17 protein-coding genes are annotated in these 18,136 nt (G+C 73.9%); 11 read left to right on the forward strand and 6 right to left on the reverse strand.

The features are described 5' to 3' along the window. Window positions 1-111 precede the first annotated feature (111 nt). From I3F54_RS07430 to I3F54_RS07470, 9 genes are all read left to right on the forward strand, one after another. A complete protein-coding gene (locus I3F54_RS07430; RefSeq protein ID WP_240117813.1) occupies window positions 112-831 on the forward strand; it encodes a hypothetical protein in 720 nt (239 codons plus the stop codon). 183 nt (window positions 832-1,014) lie between these two features. Continuing rightward, a complete protein-coding gene (locus tag I3F54_RS07435) occupies window positions 1,015-1,695 on the forward strand; it encodes a class F sortase (protein WP_240117814.1) in 681 nt (226 codons plus the stop codon). A 197-nt stretch (window positions 1,696-1,892) separates the two neighbouring features. Continuing rightward, complete coding sequence (locus I3F54_RS07440) at window positions 1,893-3,044, forward strand: SchA/CurD-like domain-containing protein (RefSeq protein ID WP_240117815.1); 1,152 nt, start codon at window positions 1,893-1,895, stop codon at window positions 3,042-3,044. A gap of 80 nt (window positions 3,045-3,124) precedes the next feature. Further along, window positions 3,125-3,535, forward strand: a complete 411-nt coding sequence (locus I3F54_RS07445; RefSeq protein ID WP_240117816.1) for a cupin domain-containing protein — start codon at window positions 3,125-3,127, stop codon at window positions 3,533-3,535. Further along, complete coding sequence (locus I3F54_RS07450) at window positions 3,532-4,800, forward strand: beta-ketoacyl synthase (RefSeq protein ID WP_240117817.1); 1,269 nt, start codon at window positions 3,532-3,534, stop codon at window positions 4,798-4,800. The genes I3F54_RS07445 and I3F54_RS07450 overlap by 4 nt, the downstream gene beginning before the upstream one ends. Further along, window positions 4,797-6,044 carry a ketosynthase chain-length factor gene (locus I3F54_RS07455; protein ID WP_240117818.1) on the forward strand — a complete coding sequence of 416 codons (1,248 nt, stop codon included), beginning with the start codon at window positions 4,797-4,799 and terminating at the stop codon, window positions 6,042-6,044. The genes I3F54_RS07450 and I3F54_RS07455 overlap by 4 nt, the downstream gene beginning before the upstream one ends. 135 nt (window positions 6,045-6,179) lie before the next feature. Then, window positions 6,180-6,437: an acyl carrier protein gene (locus I3F54_RS07460; protein ID WP_240117819.1), complete on the forward strand. Its 258-nt coding sequence runs from the start codon at window positions 6,180-6,182 to the stop codon at window positions 6,435-6,437. A gap of 1 nt (window position 6,438) precedes the next feature. Next, window positions 6,439-6,918, forward strand: a complete 480-nt coding sequence (locus I3F54_RS07465; protein ID WP_240117820.1) for an SRPBCC family protein — start codon at window positions 6,439-6,441, stop codon at window positions 6,916-6,918. Between the two features lie 21 nt (window positions 6,919-6,939). Continuing rightward, window positions 6,940-7,272: a TcmI family type II polyketide cyclase gene (locus I3F54_RS07470; protein WP_240117821.1), complete on the forward strand. Its 333-nt coding sequence runs from the start codon at window positions 6,940-6,942 to the stop codon at window positions 7,270-7,272. Window positions 7,273-7,360: 88 nt separating this feature from the next. On the opposite strand, the gene I3F54_RS07475 is transcribed toward I3F54_RS07470, so the two are convergent. Both I3F54_RS07475 and I3F54_RS07480 read right to left on the reverse strand, forming a co-directional pair. Next, entirely contained in the window at window positions 7,361-8,356 is a 996-nt protein-coding gene (locus I3F54_RS07475) for a methyltransferase (protein ID WP_374205872.1), read from the reverse strand. 75 nt (window positions 8,357-8,431) lie between these two features. Then, window positions 8,432-9,520 carry a nitrous oxide reductase family maturation protein NosD gene (locus I3F54_RS07480; protein ID WP_240117823.1) on the reverse strand — a complete coding sequence of 363 codons (1,089 nt, stop codon included), beginning with the start codon at window positions 9,518-9,520 and terminating at the stop codon, window positions 8,432-8,434. 378 nt (window positions 9,521-9,898) lie between these two features. On the opposite strand from I3F54_RS07480, the gene I3F54_RS07485 reads away from it, so the two are divergent. Beyond that, window positions 9,899-11,566: an alkaline phosphatase gene (locus I3F54_RS07485; RefSeq protein WP_240117824.1), complete on the forward strand. Its 1,668-nt coding sequence runs from the start codon at window positions 9,899-9,901 to the stop codon at window positions 11,564-11,566. A 240-nt stretch (window positions 11,567-11,806) separates the two neighbouring features. Here I3F54_RS07485 and I3F54_RS07490 read toward each other — a convergent pair whose 3' ends face one another. Both I3F54_RS07490 and I3F54_RS07495 read right to left on the reverse strand, forming a co-directional pair. Beyond that, window positions 11,807-12,526 (reverse strand): DUF6445 family protein, encoded by a 720-nt coding sequence (locus I3F54_RS07490; RefSeq protein WP_240117825.1) that lies wholly within the window; start codon window positions 12,524-12,526, stop codon window positions 11,807-11,809. A 236-nt stretch (window positions 12,527-12,762) separates the two neighbouring features. Beyond that, window positions 12,763-13,737 (reverse strand): nucleoside hydrolase, encoded by a 975-nt coding sequence (locus I3F54_RS07495; RefSeq protein ID WP_240117826.1) that lies wholly within the window; start codon window positions 13,735-13,737, stop codon window positions 12,763-12,765. 298 nt (window positions 13,738-14,035) lie between these two features. On the opposite strand from I3F54_RS07495, the gene I3F54_RS07500 reads away from it, so the two are divergent. Further along, complete coding sequence (locus I3F54_RS07500) at window positions 14,036-14,830, forward strand: hypothetical protein (protein ID WP_240117827.1); 795 nt, start codon at window positions 14,036-14,038, stop codon at window positions 14,828-14,830. A 60-nt stretch (window positions 14,831-14,890) separates the two neighbouring features. Here the strand turns inward: I3F54_RS07500 and I3F54_RS07505 are convergent, their stop codons facing one another. Continuing rightward, a complete protein-coding gene (locus tag I3F54_RS07505; RefSeq protein WP_240117828.1) occupies window positions 14,891-16,234 on the reverse strand; it encodes a helix-turn-helix domain-containing protein in 1,344 nt (447 codons plus the stop codon). 467 nt (window positions 16,235-16,701) lie between these two features. Further along, window positions 16,702-18,120: an extracellular solute-binding protein gene (locus tag I3F54_RS07510; RefSeq protein WP_240117829.1), complete on the reverse strand. Its 1,419-nt coding sequence runs from the start codon at window positions 18,118-18,120 to the stop codon at window positions 16,702-16,704. Window positions 18,121-18,136: the final 16 nt, after the last annotated feature.

Consider the following 18,136-nt stretch of genomic DNA (forward strand, 5'->3'; position numbering starts at 1 on the left):
GCGTCCCGAGTGGTGGCGCGCGACAGGCTGGCTGACGGTGGTTCACATCGGGGCCGGGTCATTTCAGCTGACGAAGAGCCAGCTGCCCGGCCTTGATGGAAGGAACCTCAGATGCGCTCTGCTCGCATGCTCCTGGCCACGGCGGCGGCCTCTGCCGCCCTCGCTCTCGGCGCCTCCGGCGCCTACGCGGCCGGAGGCGACTGGAACCACGACGACTCCTCCTCCAGCAGCGACTCCTCGCACGGCAAGGAGCACGGCAAGGACTACGAGAAGGACGGCCCGCACGGCGGCATGCACACCGGCGGCGGCGCCCTGACCGCGCTCACCTCCGGCAGCGACTCCTCGCACGAGAAGGACCACGGCAAGGAGCACGGCAAGGAGCACGGCAAGGACTACGAGAAGGACGGCCCGCACGGCGGCATGCACACCGGCGGCGGCGCCCTGACCGCGCTCACCTCCGGCAGCGACTCCTCGCACGAGAAGGACCACGGCAAGGAGCACGGCAAGGAGCACGGCAAGGACTACGAGAAGGACGGCCCGCACGGCGGCATGCACACCGGCGGCGGCGCCCTGACCGCACTCACGGCCGACGACTGGGGCACGGCCCGCGACCCGAAGTACGACCCGGAGACCTACAAGGACAAGGGCGACTCGGGCAGCGGCGAAGGCTCCTGGAGCAAGGAGCACGACGCGCCGCACGGCGGCGTGCACACCGGCGGCGGCGCGCTGGCCGCACCGTCGGTGACCGCGGGCGGGCTGGCCGTCCTGGGCGTCGCCGGCGCCGGCCTCTACGTCGCCCGCCGCAAGAGGACCGCAGCGGGCGTGGCCTGACCATGTCGTCCGACATAGCCGCCGGGGCCGCCACGAGCGCCGTGGCGGCCCGGCCGGTGATCCCCATCCCCTTCCCGGGCTCTCTCTCCGGGCGCCCACCCCCCTCCCGGGCCCCGCGAACCCTCCCCCGGCGCCCTCCCCGGGCGTCCCCTCCGCTGCCGCGTCCGAATGAGGTGGTTCTCGATGGCAGCCCCCGCTTCCCCCGACGCCGGCGGTGAGCCGGTGTCGACCGAGCGTCGTTCCCGCATGAGCCTGGCCATGGTGTGCGCGGCGGGCCTGCTGGTCCTGACGGCCGTCCGGTTCGGCGGCCACGAGCCCCCGCCGGCCGTCCCCGACAGCGCGCCCCGGCCCCCGGCCGCCGGGCAGAACATCGTCCCCTCCGCCGGTACCGCGGCCGGTACCGGCCGCGGCCTGCCCCGTTCGGCGCCGGTGCGCCTGGTCATCCCGAAGATCTCGGTGGACGCCCCCTTCACCACGCTCGCCCTCGGCGCCGACGGGCACCTCCAGCCGCCGCCGGCCCACGACACCAACCTCGTCGGCTGGTACGGCGAGGGCGCGTCCCCCGGCGAGCGGGGCACGGCGATCATCGCCGGGCACGTCGACACCACCACGTCCGCCGCCGTGTTCGCGAACCTCGGCGAGCTCCGGAAGGGCGACGTCTTCCGCGTCGAACGAGCGGACGGCCGCACGGCGACCTTCGCCGTCGACGACGCGGAGTCCTTCGCCAAGGACGACTTCCCCGACGAGCGGGTGTACGGCGACAGCGACCAGGCTCAGGTCCGCCTCATCACCTGTGCGGGCGACTACGACCACACGGTCCGGGACTACACGGAAAACCTGGTGGTCTTCGCCCATCTCCTGTGACACCCCCTCTCCACGGTCACCCGCGCAGTTCCCACGAGTCGCGCGCTTCCGGGGACGGGCACAGGATCGAGCCACGCAGCCGTCCGCGGCCGACCGCAGCCGACCGGGTTTCGCGGCCGTCATGGCGCGCGGCCGTCGCTGCCGCCGCCGCACCGCGGCCGGCGCCGCCCCTCCCCCTCGAAGGAGATGTCCGCAGGATGACCACCACGTCCTCAGCCCCCTCAGACCTGCTGACCCGCCAGGTGTCGCAGCGCGTCTCGCAGTCCGTCTTCGACGGCTCCCGCCTCCGTGTCGTCCTCCTCGTGGACGTCTACGACGGAGCCCAGCAGCAGTTCCTGGAAGCCTACGAACAGCTGTGCAACCAGGTCGCGTCGGTCCCCGGGCACGTCAGCGACCAGCTGTGCCAGTCGATCGAGAACCCCTCCCAGTGGCTCATCACCAGCGAGTGGGAGAGTGCCCCGCCGTTCCTCGCCTGGGTCAACAGCGAGGAGCACGTGCGGATGGTGGAGCCGCTGCACAGCTGCGTCCGGGACACCAGGTCACTGCGCTTCAACATCGTCCGGGAGACCGGCGGCCCGGCCGCGGACGCCACCGCCGGCGACCGTCGCCTCCAGGCGTCGCCGCGGATCGGCGACGGCGTGATCCGTCACGCCCTCACCTTCACGGTCAAGCCCGGCAGCGAGGAGGCCGTCGCCAGGATCCTCGCCGGCTACGCCTCCCCCGAGCCGAAGGTCGACAACACCACCCGGCTGTGCCGCACCTCCCTGTTCATGCACGGCAACCGGGTGGTCCGCGCCATCGAGGTGCGCGGCGACCTGCTGGCCGCGCTGCGCCACGTGGCCCGGCAGCCCGAGGTGCGGGCCGTGGAGGAGGCCATCAACCCCTACCTGGAGCAGGACCGGGACCTCGACGACCCCGAGTCCGCGCGGGTGTTCTTCACCCGGGCGGCGCTGCCCGCCGTCCACCACGTCACGGCGGAGCAGGACGACCCGCAGGCCGAGCGGCACGCCCTGTACTACCCGGCCCGGCCCGGACAGGGCATGCGGCTGGCCGAGTTGCTGGCCCAGCACGACGCCGCGGCGGCGGACGACGCGCACGGCCCCGTCCTGCGCAGCACGATCTTCCAGCGCGACGACGTCGTGGTGCGACTGATCGACGTGCGCGGCGGCCTGCCCGCCGCCGACCCCGTGCTGGCCCTCGGGCTCCCCGACGCCGCGCAGGCGGCGGAGCTGACGACCCTCCTCGCCGACGCCGGCCCGTCCGCGCCGCAGGACGGCGACGTCGCACAGCGGCTGCTGGGCCTCGTCCGGATGACTCCCGTCACCGACCGCCGCTCTCCCGACGCCTGACCGGGCGCCGGGACTCCACCCCCGCGGGGCGGGGGCGGCCAAGGACACACGTCGACACAGCACACGATCGGAGCAACGTCGTGATCACATCCCGTCCCAGAATCGTGGATCTCAGCGAGGTCGAGCCCAACACCCGGCGCGGCGGCGATCTGCGTGCCCTGCTCACCCCCGCCACGGTCGGCTCCACCAGCGGCTTCATGGGGGTGGCCATCATTCAGCCCGGCGACCGCATCGGCGAGCACTACCACCCGTACTCCGAGGAGTTCGTGTACGTCGTCTGCGGGCAGCTGGAGGTGGACCTCGACGGCGAACCGCACCCCCTCCAGCCCGAACAGGGCCTGATGATCCCCGCCCACATGCGGCACCGCTTCCGCAACACCGGCAACGTCGAGGCGCGCATCGTCTTCCACCTCGGCCCGCTGGCCCCGACGCCGCCCGAGGGCCACGTCGACACGGAGGAGACCGGTCCCCTGCCGGTGGCCGGGTCATGACCCGGCGTGTGGCGGTCACCGGCATAGGCGTGGTCGCGCCCGGTGGAATCGGCGCACCGGCCTTCTGGGACCTGCTGGCGAGCGGGCGCACCGCGACCCGCGGGATCACCTTCTTCGATCCGGCCGGGCTCAGATCGCGGATCGCCGCCGAGTGCGACTTCGACCCGGCCGCCCACGGGCTGGACGAGCAGGACACCGCCCGATGCGACCGCTACATCCAGTTCGCCCTGGTCGCGGGCGAGGAGGCGGTCCGGGACTCCGGCCTCGACCTCGCCCGCGAGGACCCCTGGCGCGTCGGGGTGAGCCTGGGCACCGCGGTCGGCGGCACCACCCGCCTGGAGCACGACTACGTGCTGGTCAGCCATGGCGGGCAGCGCTGGGACGTGGATCACGCCCGGGCCGACCCGCACCTGCACCGCGCGTTCGCCCCGAGCACGCTCGCCTCTGCCGTGGCGGAGCGGTTCGGGGCGGGCGGCCCGGTGCAGACCGTCTCCACGGGCTGCACCTCGGGCCTGGACGCGGTCGGCTACGCCTTCCACACCGTTGCCGAGGGCCGCGCCGACATCTGCGTGGCCGGTGCCTCCGACTCCCCGATCTCCCCGATCACCATGGCCTGCTTCGACGCGATCAAGGCCACCTCACCGAACAACGACGACCCCGCCCATGCCTCGCGCCCCTTCGACGCGGGCCGCGACGGGTTCGTCATGGGGGAGGGCGGCGCGGTTCTGGTCCTGGAGGAACTGGAACACGCCCGTGCCCGCGGCGCGCACGTGTACTGCGAGCTCGGCGGCTACGCCACCTTCGGCAACGCGTACCACATGACCGGCCTGACCCGGGAGGGCGTGGAGATGGCCCGCGCCATCGAGACCGCCCTCGACGGCGCCCGGCTCGACCCCACGGCCGTCGACTACGTCAACGCGCACGGGTCGGGCACCCAGCAGAACGACCGCCACGAGACCGCCGCCGTCAAACGGGCCCTCGGCCCGCACGCCTACGACACGCCCATGAGTTCCATCAAGTCGATGGTGGGGCACTCCCTCGGCGCCATCGGCGCGATCGAGGTCGTCGCCTGCGTGCTGGCCCTCGCCCACCAGGTGGTCCCGCCCACCGCGAACTACGAGACCCCGGACCCCGAGTGCGACCTGGACTACGTGCCGCGCACCGCGCGCGAGCGGAAGCTGGACACCGTGCTCTCCGTGGGGAGCGGTTTCGGCGGGTTCCAGTCCGCGGTGGTCCTGACCCGGCCCAGGGAGAGGACACGATGAGCGAACCACATCCGCGGCGCGCCGCCGTCACCGGCATCGGTGTGGTGGCGCCCAACGGAACCAGCACCGAGTCCTTCTGGAAGTCCACCCAGGAAGGCGTCAGCGTCCTGGACCGGATCACCCGTGAGGGCTGCACGGACATGCCGCTGCGGGTGGCCGGCGAGGTCCGCCAGTTCGACGCGCCGGAAGCGGTCGAGGAACGCATCCTCGTGCAGACCGACCGGTTCACGCACTTCGCGCTGGCCACCGCCGACCGCGCGTTGGAGGACGCCCGGCTGGGCCGGGCCGACACCGGCGAGGACCCGTTCTCCGTGGGCGTGGTCACCGCGGCCGGCTCCGGCGGCGGCGAGTTCGGGCAGCGGGAGCTGGAGCAGCTGTGGGGCAAGGGCAGCCGCTACGTCGGCCCCTACCAGTCCATCGCCTGGTTCTACGCCGCCAGCACCGGCCAGATCTCCATCCGCCGCGGCTTCAAGGGCCCCTGTTCGGTCGTCGCCGCCGACGAGGCCGGCGGCCTGGACGCCCTCGCCCACGCGGCACGGGCGGTGCGGCGCGGCACCGGCGTGCTCGTCGCCGGGGCGACCGAGGCACCGCTCGCGCCGTACTCGATGGCCTGCCAGCTCGGCTACGACGAACTGAGCACCGAACCCGACCCGGACCGCGCCTACCGCCCCTTCACCGACGCGGCGTGCGGATTCGTGCCCGCGGAGGGCGGTGCCGTGCTCGTCGTGGAGGAGGAGGGGGCGGCGCGGGAACGCGGGGTGCGGGTGCGGGCGGTCCTCGCCGGCCACGCGGCCACCTTCACCGGCGCCTCCCGCTGGAAGGAGTCCCGGCAGGGGCTGGCCCACGCCATCGCCACCGCCCTGCAGGAGGCCGGCTGCGCCCCGGGGGAGGTCGACGCGGTCTTCGCCGACGCCCTCGGTGTGCCGGAGGCGGACCGGGCCGAGGCGCTGGCGATCGCCGACGCCCTCGGCGCCCACGGCGGGAAGGTGCCGGTCACCGCCCCCAAGACCGGCATCGGCCGCGGCTACTGCGCGGCGTCCGTGCTGGACACCGCGGCGGCGGTGCTGGCGATGGAGCACGGGCTGATCCCGCCCACCCCGAACGTCTTCGACGTCTGCCACGACCTCGACCTCGTGACCGGCCGGGCCCGGCCCGCGGACCTGCGCACGGTACTGGTCCTCAGCCGCGGGCTCATGGGGTCGAACGCGGCACTCGTGCTGCGGCGCGGCGCCGATGTGCCGTGATCCGGCGCCGCGTGACCGGTCGCCCGGTGCGCCGGCGCCGCACGGCCCCACGCCCCGTCAGGGGCACCGCCCCCACCGATCCATCCGACCCGCCAGATCCACCCGATCCACCCACCCACACAGGAGGGAAACCGTATGAGTGACCGCATCACCGTCGAGGAGCTGTCCGAGCTCATGAAGAAGGCCGCCGGGGTCACCGTCGCGCCCGAGGAGCTCCAGCAGCGCTACGACGCCGGCTTCGACACCCTCGGCATCGACTCGCTGGGCCTGCTCGGCGTCGTCGGCGAACTGGAGAAGCGGTACGGCACGCCGATGCCGCCGGACGCGGAGCGCTGCCGGACGCCGCGGCAGTTCCTCGAACTGGTCAACGGCTCGGCCGTGGCGGGGGCGTGACATGACCGGACACACGCAGAACGAGATCACCATCGCCGCTCCGCTGGACCTGGTCTGGGACATGACCAACGACGTGGCGAACTGGCCGCGGCTGTTCAGCGAGTACGCCTCGGTCGACATCCTGTCCGAGGAGGGCGGCCGGACCACGTTCCGGCTGACGATGCACCCCGACGACAACGGCACCGTGTGGAGCTGGGTCTCGGAGCGGGAGGCCGACCGGGACACCCTGACCGTGCGGGCGCGCCGTGTCGAGACCGGACCCTTCGCGTACATGAACATCCGGTGGCAGTACGGCGAGGTGCCCGGGGGCACCCGGATGGTGTGGACGCAGGACTTCTCGATGAAGCCGGACGCACCGGTCGACGACTCCTGGATGACGGACAACATCAACCGGAACTCCAAGGTGCAGATGGCCCTGATCCGGGACCGGATCGAGAAGGCGGCGGCCGAGCAGGGCCTCACGCCGGATCTGGCCGACTGAGCCGCGCGGAGGGACAGGCCCATGCACCACACCCTGATCGTCGCCCGCATGGCTCCGGGGTCCGCCCCCGACATCGCGAAGGTCTTCGAGGACTCGGACCGGGGGGAGCTGCCCCACCTCGTGGGGGTCTCCCGGCGCAGCCTCTTCCAGTTCGATGACGTGTACCTGCATCTCATCGAGTCCGTGGAGGATCCCGCGCCGGCCATCGCCCGCGCGGCCGGGCACCCGGAGTTCCGGGACGTCAGCGAGCGGCTGGCGGCCTACGTCAGCGCGTACGACCCCGCGACCTGGCGGTCCCCGAAGGACGCGATGGCGCACTGCTTCTACCGCTGGGAGAGCGGTCCGACCGGCTGACCCGGGTGTCCGGCCCACCGGCCGCCGGACCCGCCACCGCGGCGGGTGCGGCGGCCGGCGGTGTGCGGCGGCCGGCGGTGCGTGTCGCTCATCCGGGGACCGTGCAGTCGAAGGCGTGCAGGTAGGGGTTGACCGGGCCGACGGCGTCGATGACCAGGCCCGCGCCGGTCAGCCGCCCGGACATGCTCTCGGTGGTGTGCTTGGCGCCGCCGACGTTGAGCAGGAGCAGCAGGTCCATGGCGGTGCTGAAGCGCATCGACGGTGTGTCGTCGACGAGGTTCTCGATGACGACGACGCGTGTCCCGGGGCCGCCCGCCTCGATGACGTTGCGCAGGGTGCGGGCGGTGCTGTCGTCGTCCCACTCCAGGATGTTCTTGATGACGTAGACGTCGGCCCGTACCGGGACGGCCTGCCGGCAGTCGCCGGGAACGATGCTCACCCGGTCCGCCAGCGCGCCGCCCGGCCGCAGCCGCGGGTCGGCGTTGTCCACCACGCGCGGCAGGTCCAGCAGGGCTCCCTGCATCGCCGGGTACTTCTCCAGCAGGCTGGCCAGCACGTGGCCCTGCCCGCCACCGATGTCGGCGACCGAGGTGCTGCCCGTCAGGTCGAGGAAGGCGGCGACGTCCCGCGCGGACTGCACGCTGGACGTGGTCATGGCGCGGTTGAAGACGTCCGCCGATTCGGGGGCGTCCTCGTTGAGCCAGGGGAAGAACTCCTTGCCGTACAGGTCCTCGATGACGTTCCGTCCGGTGCGGACCGCGTCCTCCAGGCGGGGCCAGGCGTCCCAGGTCCACGGCTCGGTGCACCACAGGCAGATGTCGCGCAGGCTGTGCGGGTCGTCCGCGCGCAGCAGCCGGGACATGTCGGTGTGCGCGAACGTCCCGTCCGGTCGCTCGGCGAAGACGCCGTGGCTGGACAGGGCCCGCAGCAGGCGGCGCAGCGGCCGGGGTTCGCTGTGCACCGCGGCGGCGAGGTCCTCCACCGTCGTGGGGGTGTCACCGAGGGCGTCGGCGACACCGAGCCGGGCGGCGGCGCGCAGGGCGGCGGCGCAGGCCGCCGCGAACACGAGCTCCCGCATGCGCATGGCCGGCGGCGGGGCGGCGGCCTGCGGCGTGGGCGGGGCGGTCCTCTCGGGGGTGGTGGTCATTCCTGTCCTTCCTCAGCACAGTCCGGCGGGCAGGGAGGCCCGGCAGGTGTTGTCCTCGAAGGTGTTGCTCCGGCCGGGGTCGGTGTCGACCAGGTCGGCGGGCGCGTTGCCGTCGAGTGTGTTGCCGGTGACGCGGTTGTCGTCGTTGGTGGCGCCGACGAAGCTCTTGAACAGGACGATGCCGCCGGACAGCGGGGAGGTGCCGGCGTTGTCGCGGATCTCGTTGCGGGTGACCAGGGTCTGCTCGGCGCCGGTCAGGACGATGCCGGTGCCCTGGAGGGCGGGCAGCCGGGCGGTCTTGGGGCAGGACCTGTTGTTCCGCACGATGTGGTTGCCGCGGACGGTGAGGTCGCCGGCCTTGGGGGTGTTCTCGTCGCCGACGACGAACACCCCGGCGCAGTTGGCGGTGATGTGGTTGCCCGCGACGGTGAGGTTGCGCAGCCGCCGGACGGTGACGCCGATGCGGTTGCCCCTGAGAAGGTTGTGCTCGACCACCGTGCCGCGGGTGTCCTCGGCGCCTTCCTCGGACCTGACGGTGTTCGCCAGGAACAGTCCGGCGTCGCCGTTGTCCCGGGCGGTGTTGTGGCGCAGGGCGGCGCGGAGGGAGTGCTCCAGGGCGATGCCCCAGACGCCGTTCTCCGCGGCGGTGACGTTCCGCACGGTCAGGCGGTCGGTCGCCAGGGCGAACACGCCGGTCCCGGGGAAGCCGGTGACGGTCAGGTCGGCGACGGTGACGCCCGGCACGGCGCGGTCCTTGGCCCCCATCACGCAGATGCCGTTGCCGCGCGCGGCGCAGCTGCCAGGGGTCATGTCCGTGCCCGGCACGATGACGGTGTGACCGCCGACGCCGCGCAGGGTGAGACCCGGGGTGGTCACCTTGACGCTCTCCCGGTAGGTGCCGGGGAGCACCAGGACGGTGTCGCCCTCCGCCGCGGCGTCCACGGCGTTCTGGATGGACTGCCCCGAACGGACCACGTGGATCGAGGGGACCGGGTGACCGGGGTGGGCCGGGGGCCGGGCGCTCGCGGGGGCGGCGGCACCGAGGCCGGCGACGAGCAGCGCCGCGGTGCAGGCCAGGTAGGCGATTAGTCGCTTCGTCATATTCCGCACGGTATGCATGGTTTGCCCCGCGTCCGCTGCACCACGCCGCCACACACCCCAGGCGCTCACCGTCCGGTGGCACCGCCGACCCGGCCGGCGCCGCCGTCGCCCCGGGCCCTTGCACCCCGGCCGGAGCGGCCCGCCGGCACCGGTAGCCCCGCGCGCGGGGCCCGGTCGCCGCTCCGGTCGCCCGGCGGGTGCGCGACGCGCCGGGTGGCGGCGCGGCCCGGGCCGACGAGGGCCGGGCGACGGAGCGGTGCCCGGCATCGGGGAGACCGCCCCCCCTCTCGTGTGACCGCTGCGGCAAGTCGCCCCACTTGGCAGGTTTTTGTCTGATTAGTATGCGTGGCCGTTTCCCGCCGATCGAGAGGACGTCAGATGGCGCGTACGGGCCACAGCACCGCACCGACCGAGCCCCGGCACCCCTCCCCGCACGACGCGGTGCTGCGCGCCGCAGCCCCGCGCGTCGCCCGCCGCAGATTCCTGACCCTCACCGCGGCGGCCGCGGCCCTCGCCTTCGCCACCAACCTGCCCGCCCAGGGGGCGATGGCGGCACCCCTGTCGAGGACGCGCCGGATCACCGAGGACCCGTTCACCCTCGGCGTGGCGTCCGGCGACCCGCTTGCGGACTCGGTCCTGCTGTGGACGCGGCTGGCCCCCGCCCCCTTCGAGGCGGACGGCGGGCTCGGCGAGGAGCGCGTTCCGGTGCAGTGGGAACTCGCCCTGGACGAGCGCTTCCTCTCGGTGGTCCGGTCCGGCACCGCCACCGCCTTCCCGGAGTACGGGCACAGCGTGCACGTCGACGTCCAGGGACTTCCTCCGGCGACCGTCTTCCACTACCGCTTCCGCGTCGGTTCCTGGGTCAGCGAGACGGGCCGCACCCGCACCGCGCCCGTCGCGGGCGGTGCCGCCACCGGACTCAGCCTCGCCGCGGTCGCCTGCCAGCGCTACAGCGACGGCTACTACACCGCCTACCGGCATCTCGCCCAGGAAGACGTGGACATGGTCCTCCACCTCGGCGACTACCTGTACGAGTACGCCGTCGACTCGTCGGGCGGGGCCCGCGCCTACACCGACGTGCGGCTGCCGTCGGTCTTCAACCGCGAGACCACCACGCTGGCCGACTACCGCATGCGCTACGCCCTGTACAAGAGCGACCCGGACCTGCGGGCGGTCCACGCCGCGCACCCGTTCGTCGTCGCCTGGGACGACCACGAGACCGAGAACAACTACGCCGGCGCCATCGACGAGAACGGCGACCCGCCGGAGCAGTTCCTCGTGCGGCGCGCCGCTGCCTACCGCGCCTTCTGGGAGAACCAGCCCCTGCGCGCCGCCCAGTTGCCGAGCGGACCCGACGCCCAGCTCTACCGGCGCCTGACCTGGGGCTCCCTCGCCCAGTTCGACATCCTCGACACCCGTCAGTACCGCTCCGACCAGGCGTACGGGGACCGGCCCCACGTACCCGGCCCAGAGAGCACCGCACCCTCCCGCACCATGACCGGCGACGCCCAGGAGCGGTGGCTGATCGACGGCTGGCGGTCGTCCAGCGCCCTGTGGAACGTGATGCCGCAACAGGTCTGCTTCGCCCAGCGCCGGTTCAACCTCGACGCCGTCTCCACGGTCTCCATGGACGCGTGGGACGGCTACCCGGCCTCCCGGCGCAGGGTGATGGACGCGGCGCGGGCCGCCGGTCTCGACAACTGGCTCGTGCTGTCCGGGGACGTGCACGTCGGCTACGCCTTCGACCTCAAGGAGGACTTCGACGACCCCGGCTCGAGGACCGTCGGCACGGAGCTGACGTGCACGTCCATCGCCAGCGGCCGGGACGGCAGCGTCCGGCCCGACAACTGGGACACGCTCATGACCGCCAACCCCCACATGAGGTTCTACAACGGCAAGCGCGGCTACGTCCGCGTGGACCTGGGGCACGACGCGGCCCGGGCCGACTTCCGCACCGTCTCCGCCGTCACGCGGCCCGGCGCACCGGTCACCACGGCCGCGTCCTTCGTGACCGAGGTGGGCGAGCCGGGCCTGAAGCCCGCCTGACCCGTGGGCCGCGCCCCGTACCCGGCCGCGCCGGGTGCCGCCGATGCCGGGGGCGGCGGCACCGCCCGACCGGGTACGGGTGGCCCGGACCTCGAAGCGGACGTGTTCCCCGCTCCGCCCACACGGCGTGGCGGGCCCGGCCGATCGCGGTGCGCCGGGTCCGCTGCCGGGCGGTGCGGTGACGCCGGTCGCCGGTGCGGAACGGGGGCCCGCTCACCTCCTCCCGCGGCGGCCCCGGCGTCACGCCATCCAGAAGAAGACCGCCGTCATCCGCTTCTCCGCCAGCGTGCGGCCGGTGTAACCGGTCGCGCTGTGCACGAGGTTGGCGTGGTAGAGCAGCAGGCGGTTGTACCGGTGCGGGACGTTCACGTCCTCCTCGAAGGCGTCGGGCGCGACGAAGCGCGTGCCGAGCGCCTCGACGAGGTTGGTGTGCGGGGCCTGCACGACGTTGCCGCCGAGTCGGCCGCCCGGCAGTGACTGCCGGTAGAAGCCGGTGCCGCAGCCCTTCGGGACGTCGGGGTTGAGATAGAGCACGGCCGCGTACCGGCACAGGGCGCGCGAGTCGGTGTGCGGGCGGGGCTCGCTCTCGCCCTCGCCGACGACCTGGATGCAGTTGTGGTTGAGGGTGCCGCCGCCGGGCGCCTGCTGCACCCACAGTTCCTTCGCCCCGGTAGCCTTCTTCACCAGCCCTTCCACGCGGGCGAGTTCGCCGGGTTCCAGGCCCGGCATGGTGCGCAGCCCGGGCCAGGTCTCCGCGGTGTGGGGATACCCCTTGACCCAGTCGTCCTCGTCCTTGGCCAGGCAGCGCCGCCGTACGGCGTCGACGTCGGGCAGGACGTCGTCCAGCACCCAGTAGTCGCGGCCCTTGGTCGGCTTGCGGTACGGCAGGACGGGCAGGTCCGCGGCCGGGACACGCGCGGAGCGGGGGGACTGCCGGGACGGTCGGGGCTGCGGGAACATGCGGCCGAATGTAGGACGGGTTCCCGTATCGACTCTCCCGGGAAACGGTCCGGATTCGACCGGGGAACGGTCAATGTTTCGCCAACCCCACCGGGGTGGCACCGGCTTGCAGGCGTTCCGGCGGATGCGCCCCCTACGTCACCGTGATGCGGGTCTGCCCGCCCACCGCCCACTTGTGATCTTTCCTACCCGGCGGACGAGCAGCCCCCGGCGGGGCGGCGCCCGGGCGACAGGCCCTACGGCCCGACCGTCGACAGGTACAGCTTCACGAAACGCCGCACGTCCACGTCGAGCGCCACGTCCACCAGCGCCGTCTCGCGACCCTCGCCGTGGACCTCGGACTCGCCCGGGCGGGCGCGGCGGTCGACGATCGTCTGCCCCCTCGTGGGCCCCGGGGCCAGGGCGACCTCGACCGGGAGGAGGCGGGTGGTGAGGCCGGCCGGGTCGGCGACCGTGCAGACCGCGCCCGCGTCGCCGAGGCCGCCGGCCTCCGAGTCGCCGGGATCGTCGTCCGGGGCGGACGGCCGGTGGGCGAGGAGCTCGCCGGCCAGGCGGGTGCCCGCGTCGGGGTCGGCGCGCAGCCGCCGTACGAGCGGGCCCGGCACCACGACCCGGCGGAACACGTCCAGGCCGTACATGGTGAGGGGGACGCCGGCCGTCAGCAGGATCGCCGCGGCCTCCGGATCGTGCCAGACGTTGAACTCGGCGACCGGGGTGGCGTTCCCGGTCTCCACCGCGCCGCCCATGAAGACGATCCGCTCGATGTTGCGGGTGACCTCAGGGTGTGTGCGCAGCAGCAGGGCGATGTTGGTGAGCGGGGCCGTGGGGACCAGCGTCACCGGGCGCGGCGAGGCGAGGATCTCGCGGCGCAGCAGCGTCACCGCGTCGACGTCGGCGGGGGTGCGGGTGGGCGCGGGCAGACCGAGGTCGCCCATGCCGTCGCCGCCGTGCACGTGCCGGGCCGAGCGGGCCGGCTCGATCAGCGGGCGCTCGGCACCCCGGGCCACGGGGATGTCGGGCGCGCCCGCCTGCTCCAGCACGGTGAGGGTGTTGCGGACCACCCCGTCGACGTCCGTGTTCCCGGCCACGCAGGTGATCGCGCGCAGATCGATGCCGGGGTGGCGTACGGCGAACAGCAGGGCGAGGGCGTCGTCGACGCCCGTGTCGCAGTCGATGATCACGGGCAGGGGCGGCTGCGGACGACCGTTCACGGCGGACTCCTTCCGTCGTCCCGACCCTATGCGCCGGGCCACGGTCCGGTGCCGCGCGCCGCGGCCCGCACTCCGATCCGCCGTCCTCTTCTGCCGCGCCCCTCACCGCCGGACCGGCCCGGCGGCCCCCGCCCCGCACCCCGCACCCTCCCGCCCGGATCCCGCGCCCAGCGGCGCCGCACGGTCCGAGGGGAGGGGCCGCCCGGTGTTTCTCACCCGACAGGCCCACCCCACTGGCACCCCGGCGATCAAGCTGCTGACCTGGTGAAACGCACCCCTCATCCGGCAAGGAGCCCCGATGCACCGCCCCCGCGCCCATGCCCTCCTCGCCTCGGCCGTCCTCTGCACCGGCCTCCTCCTGGCCACCACCGCCTGCTCGGGCACCTACCTGAAGATGGGGCCGCCCGCGGCCGGGGCCACGACGTCCGGCGCGGCACCGGCCTCACCGGCGTCCACCGCACCGCCGTCCCCCGCCGTCTCCGCGCTGACCGCGGCCCAGGCGCAGTCCGCCCTCGTCACCGCCGCCGATCTCGGCGAGCCGTGGGGTCCCACGCAGGGCGCGGCGACCTGGCGGGACACGCTGCTGAAGGCGAGGACGACGAACACCGAGTGCCAGCACCTGCTCGACGTCCTGTACGCCGACGAACTCCTCGGTGCGGGGACCCGCGCGGTGATCGGCCTGGACGACTTCGACACCGGGGCCCAGCTGCGCTACCAGGTCGCCACCCGGCCCCGCGCGGACGTCGACCGCACCGTGGCCTGGCTGCGCACCCTGCCGCTGAAGTGCGCGCGGTTCACCGCCACCACGACCGGCGCCGGCGAGCAGTACGTCCAGGTCCTCGACCGCCCCCTGCCGGAGACCGGCGACGACCGCCAGGGCCTGCGGGTGACCCTGACCGGCCCGGTCACCGAGGACACCGGCGAGGCCACGGTCCTCACCCTGGACGTGGCCGTCGTCCGCGTCGGCGACGACGCCCTCGCCGTCACCGACGGCGCCCTGGGCGAGATCCCCGCCGGCGCCACCGCCGCGGCCGTGCAGTGGGGCGCGCAGCGCCTGGCGGAGGTCCGCAAGCAGGGTCGGGTGCTCGTCTAGGGGGTGGGCCCCCTGCCGGAACGCCCGGGTCGTGCGGCGCCGCGGTGCGGGCCCGGGACCTCACAGCGGCGGCTGGGCCGGGGCCGGGCCGAGGGTCGTGGTGCCGGGCGCGGTGCGGTGGCCGAGGCCGGTGCGGTAGGCGTCCAGAGCCGCCTCCACCCGGCCGGAGCGGCGCAGCAGGTCGCCCAGCAGGCGGCACAGGTCGGCGAGGTCACCGGCCGCACCTGCCCGCTCCAGCAGGCTGAGCGCGCGCACGTAGTGCTCCTCGGCCGCCTCCGAGTCGCGGGCGTCCTCGGCGATGATGCCGAGCAGGCGGTGCGCGGCGGCGGCGTGGACGGCGCCGCGTTCCGACGACAGGTCGCCGAGGACGCCGTGGAGCAGCGCGGACGCCTCCTCGGACCTGCCGCGCCGGTGCAGGACGTCGGCCAGTTCGACCGCGACCTGGCTGCTGTAGAGGCCGGCCCGCTTGGCGGTGAGCATGGCGAGGGCCTGCCGCAGCTCCTGCTCCGCCCGCTCCAGCCGGCCGCCCTGTGCGTACACGTAGCCGCGCATCCAGTGGCAGTTGGCCAGCTCGGTGCGGATCTGGAGCTGGCGGTACAGCTCGGCGGCCTTGGCGAGGGAGGCGTCGGCCTCGGCGAGGCGTCCCTCGGCGAGGAGGGTGCGGGCGACGGAGCGGTGCATGCGGGCGACGAGCGCGGGGTCGGCGACGCTCGGCGCGAGGGCGAGGGCGAACTCGGCGGCCTGCGCCGCACGGGCGTGGGCGCCCATGTCCATGTAGGGGCCGATGACGGAGGCGTAGAGCAGGAGAAGGGCGTCGGGGTCGTGCAGGCCGCCGCGGTTCAGTTCGTCGAGGGCGGACTCCATCAGGTAGACGGCGTACCGCAGCTCACCGGCGAGGTAGTGGGAGACGGCCCGGCCACGCAGCGCGGGGACCCGGGCGGGCAGGGGGAGTCCGTCGAGTGCTTCCTCGGCCCGCTCGAAGCAGCGACGGGCGTCGCTGATGTCGCCGGTGTCCAGGGCGCACTCGCCGAGCCCGAGCAGCGCGGTGGCCAGGACCTCGTCGAGCCCGTGCCCCTCCGCCTCGGCCAGGAGCCGCGCGTACTGCTCCCGCGCGTGCTCGGCGTCGCCGGTGGCGAGGGTGCGCTGCGCCTCGGTCAGCCGCAGCCGCAGATCGGTCACCAGCCGGGCCGGCCGCCCGGTCGCCAGTTCCTCGAAGGCGACGCCGAGCCGTTCGGCGATGTGGCGCAGCGCCACGTCGGAGGGCCGGACCCGGCCCGCCTCCAGCGTGGAGATGTAGGCAGGCGTGTACGTCGGTTCCGCCAGCTGACGCTGCGTCAGTCCGCGTGCGGTGCGCAGCCGCTGCACCCGCCGCCCGATGATCTCGGGCTCATCCCGCTCACCCACTGCGTCCTGCCCCCCAACTCCCCTGGGCCCTCTTGCCGTTGCCCGCTCTGAGCCCCTAGGTTAAACGGCGAATTAAGCCTGCTTAACAGCTTCGGCGAGGGGTGGTCGTACCGCTCCGGACCGTGGCTGTCCGTCGTAGCCCGTTCTTGCCCGTCGTTGACCGTCGTCACCCGTCGTCGCCATGCGAGGTTGCCGTGCTCGGACGTCCCTCCGCACGCCACGGACGCCCTTCCTATCTCAGGGCGCTCGCCGCCGCTGTGCTCGCCGTCGCGGCGCTGGTCGCAGCCGCCAACGCGGGGCCCGCGAGAGCGGCCGAGGGCCGTCCGGCGCCCCCGGTGGCGCAGGCCCGCTGAGCCCCGCGCCACCCGCCGCACCCCGCGGCTCCGGCGGGCCGCCCCGGCCGACGTGCCGGGCGGGCGACGCGCCAGGCGGGCGCCGGCCGGGCCCGTTCGCCGGGGCGTGCCCGCTCAGTGAGGCAGCGCCTGCCGCAGCGCCTGGTCCAGCTGGCCGGCCAGCTGGGCGTCGCTCTCCGATCCGCCGTCGAACAGGGGTTGCAGCGTCGCGGTGAGGATCTGGGTGAAGGTGCCGTACAGGGGGGTGCTGGGGCGTCGCACGGCCCCCTTGAGGGCGGGCAGCAGGACGTCCTGTGCGTACAGGGGGCGTCCGGCCGCGTCGCGCGGCGTGCGGTCGGTGCTCTCCCCGCTCGCGGAAGCCGACGGCGAGGCGGCGGACTGCGAGGCCGACGCGGAGGTGGCCGGCGGTTTGCCGTCCGGGCAGTTCGGGTCGTCGTTGGTGGTGTAGGCGGAGATGCGGGTCGCCGCGAAGCCGGCCTCCAGGAGGCAGCGTTCACTGTCTTGGCCGGTGAGGTACCTGATCAGGTCGGCCGCCTCGTCGGGGTGCGGCGAGGACAGGGTCACCGCCAGGTTCTGCCCGCCGAGCACCGCCGCGCCGGGCAGCGGGACCACACCCAGCTGAGCCTTGGAGAACCTCTGGTACAGCGGGACGTACGCGGACGGCCAGTGGCGCAGGAAAACGGTGCGGCCGTCCTGGAAGTCGCTGAGGGTGTCCTGCTCCGCGGAGCGGTACGCGCGGTCGAGGGTGTACGCCGGGTCCGTGCGCTGCCGCAGCTCACTCACCCCGGATTCCAGGTCCTGCTCGGAGCCGACGTAGCGGCCGTCGGGGTCGGTGAGCGCGAAGTCCTCGACGGCCGACGCGAACGCCTCGATCGCGTTGACGGTACGGCCCTCGTAGCTGTCGAGCTGGGTGGTCCAGCCCGACTCGTACCCCTGGGGCGGATGCCGGTCGAGGTGGTTGATCAGCTTCCGCAGTTGCACCCAGGTGACGTGTCCGGACAGGTCGGGGTCCTGCACCCCGGCGGCGGCGAGGTAGTCGCGCCGGTAGTACAGCAACCCGACATCGCTGTTGAACGGGACCGCGTAGCGCTTGTCCCGCCACTCCGCGGTGGCGGCCACCGACGGGATCAGGTCGCCGGGCTCCTCCACCGCGGTGTCGTCCAGCGGCTGGATCAGCCCGGCCTCGGCGAACTCCGGTATCCAGGTCACGTCCAGGTTCACCACGTCGTACCGGGAGCTGCCCGACTGGAGCGCTCCGAGCATCTGGCTGCGCTGCTCGTCGGCGGATCCGGGCAGTTCCACGAGGCGCGCCTTGGGCTCGGAGTGGCCCCGCCCGGCGTTCCACGCGTCGATGAGCCGCTGGCGGATGCCGTTCTTGCCGGTGACGTCCCTGCCGCTGGCCACCACGATCTCGTCGTCGGCCCCGGGCGCCGGTGACCCGGGCCCTCCGCCGGTACCGCCGGTACCTCCGGTGCAGGCGGCCAGGACCAGCAGCGCGATCGCCACCAGGACCGCCCCGGTCCGCCGGTGCACTCTCACTCGCCCCCCG

Source organism: Streptomyces sp. MUM 2J (assembly GCF_022414535.1).
Lineage (GTDB): Bacteria > Actinomycetota > Actinomycetes > Streptomycetales > Streptomycetaceae > Streptomyces.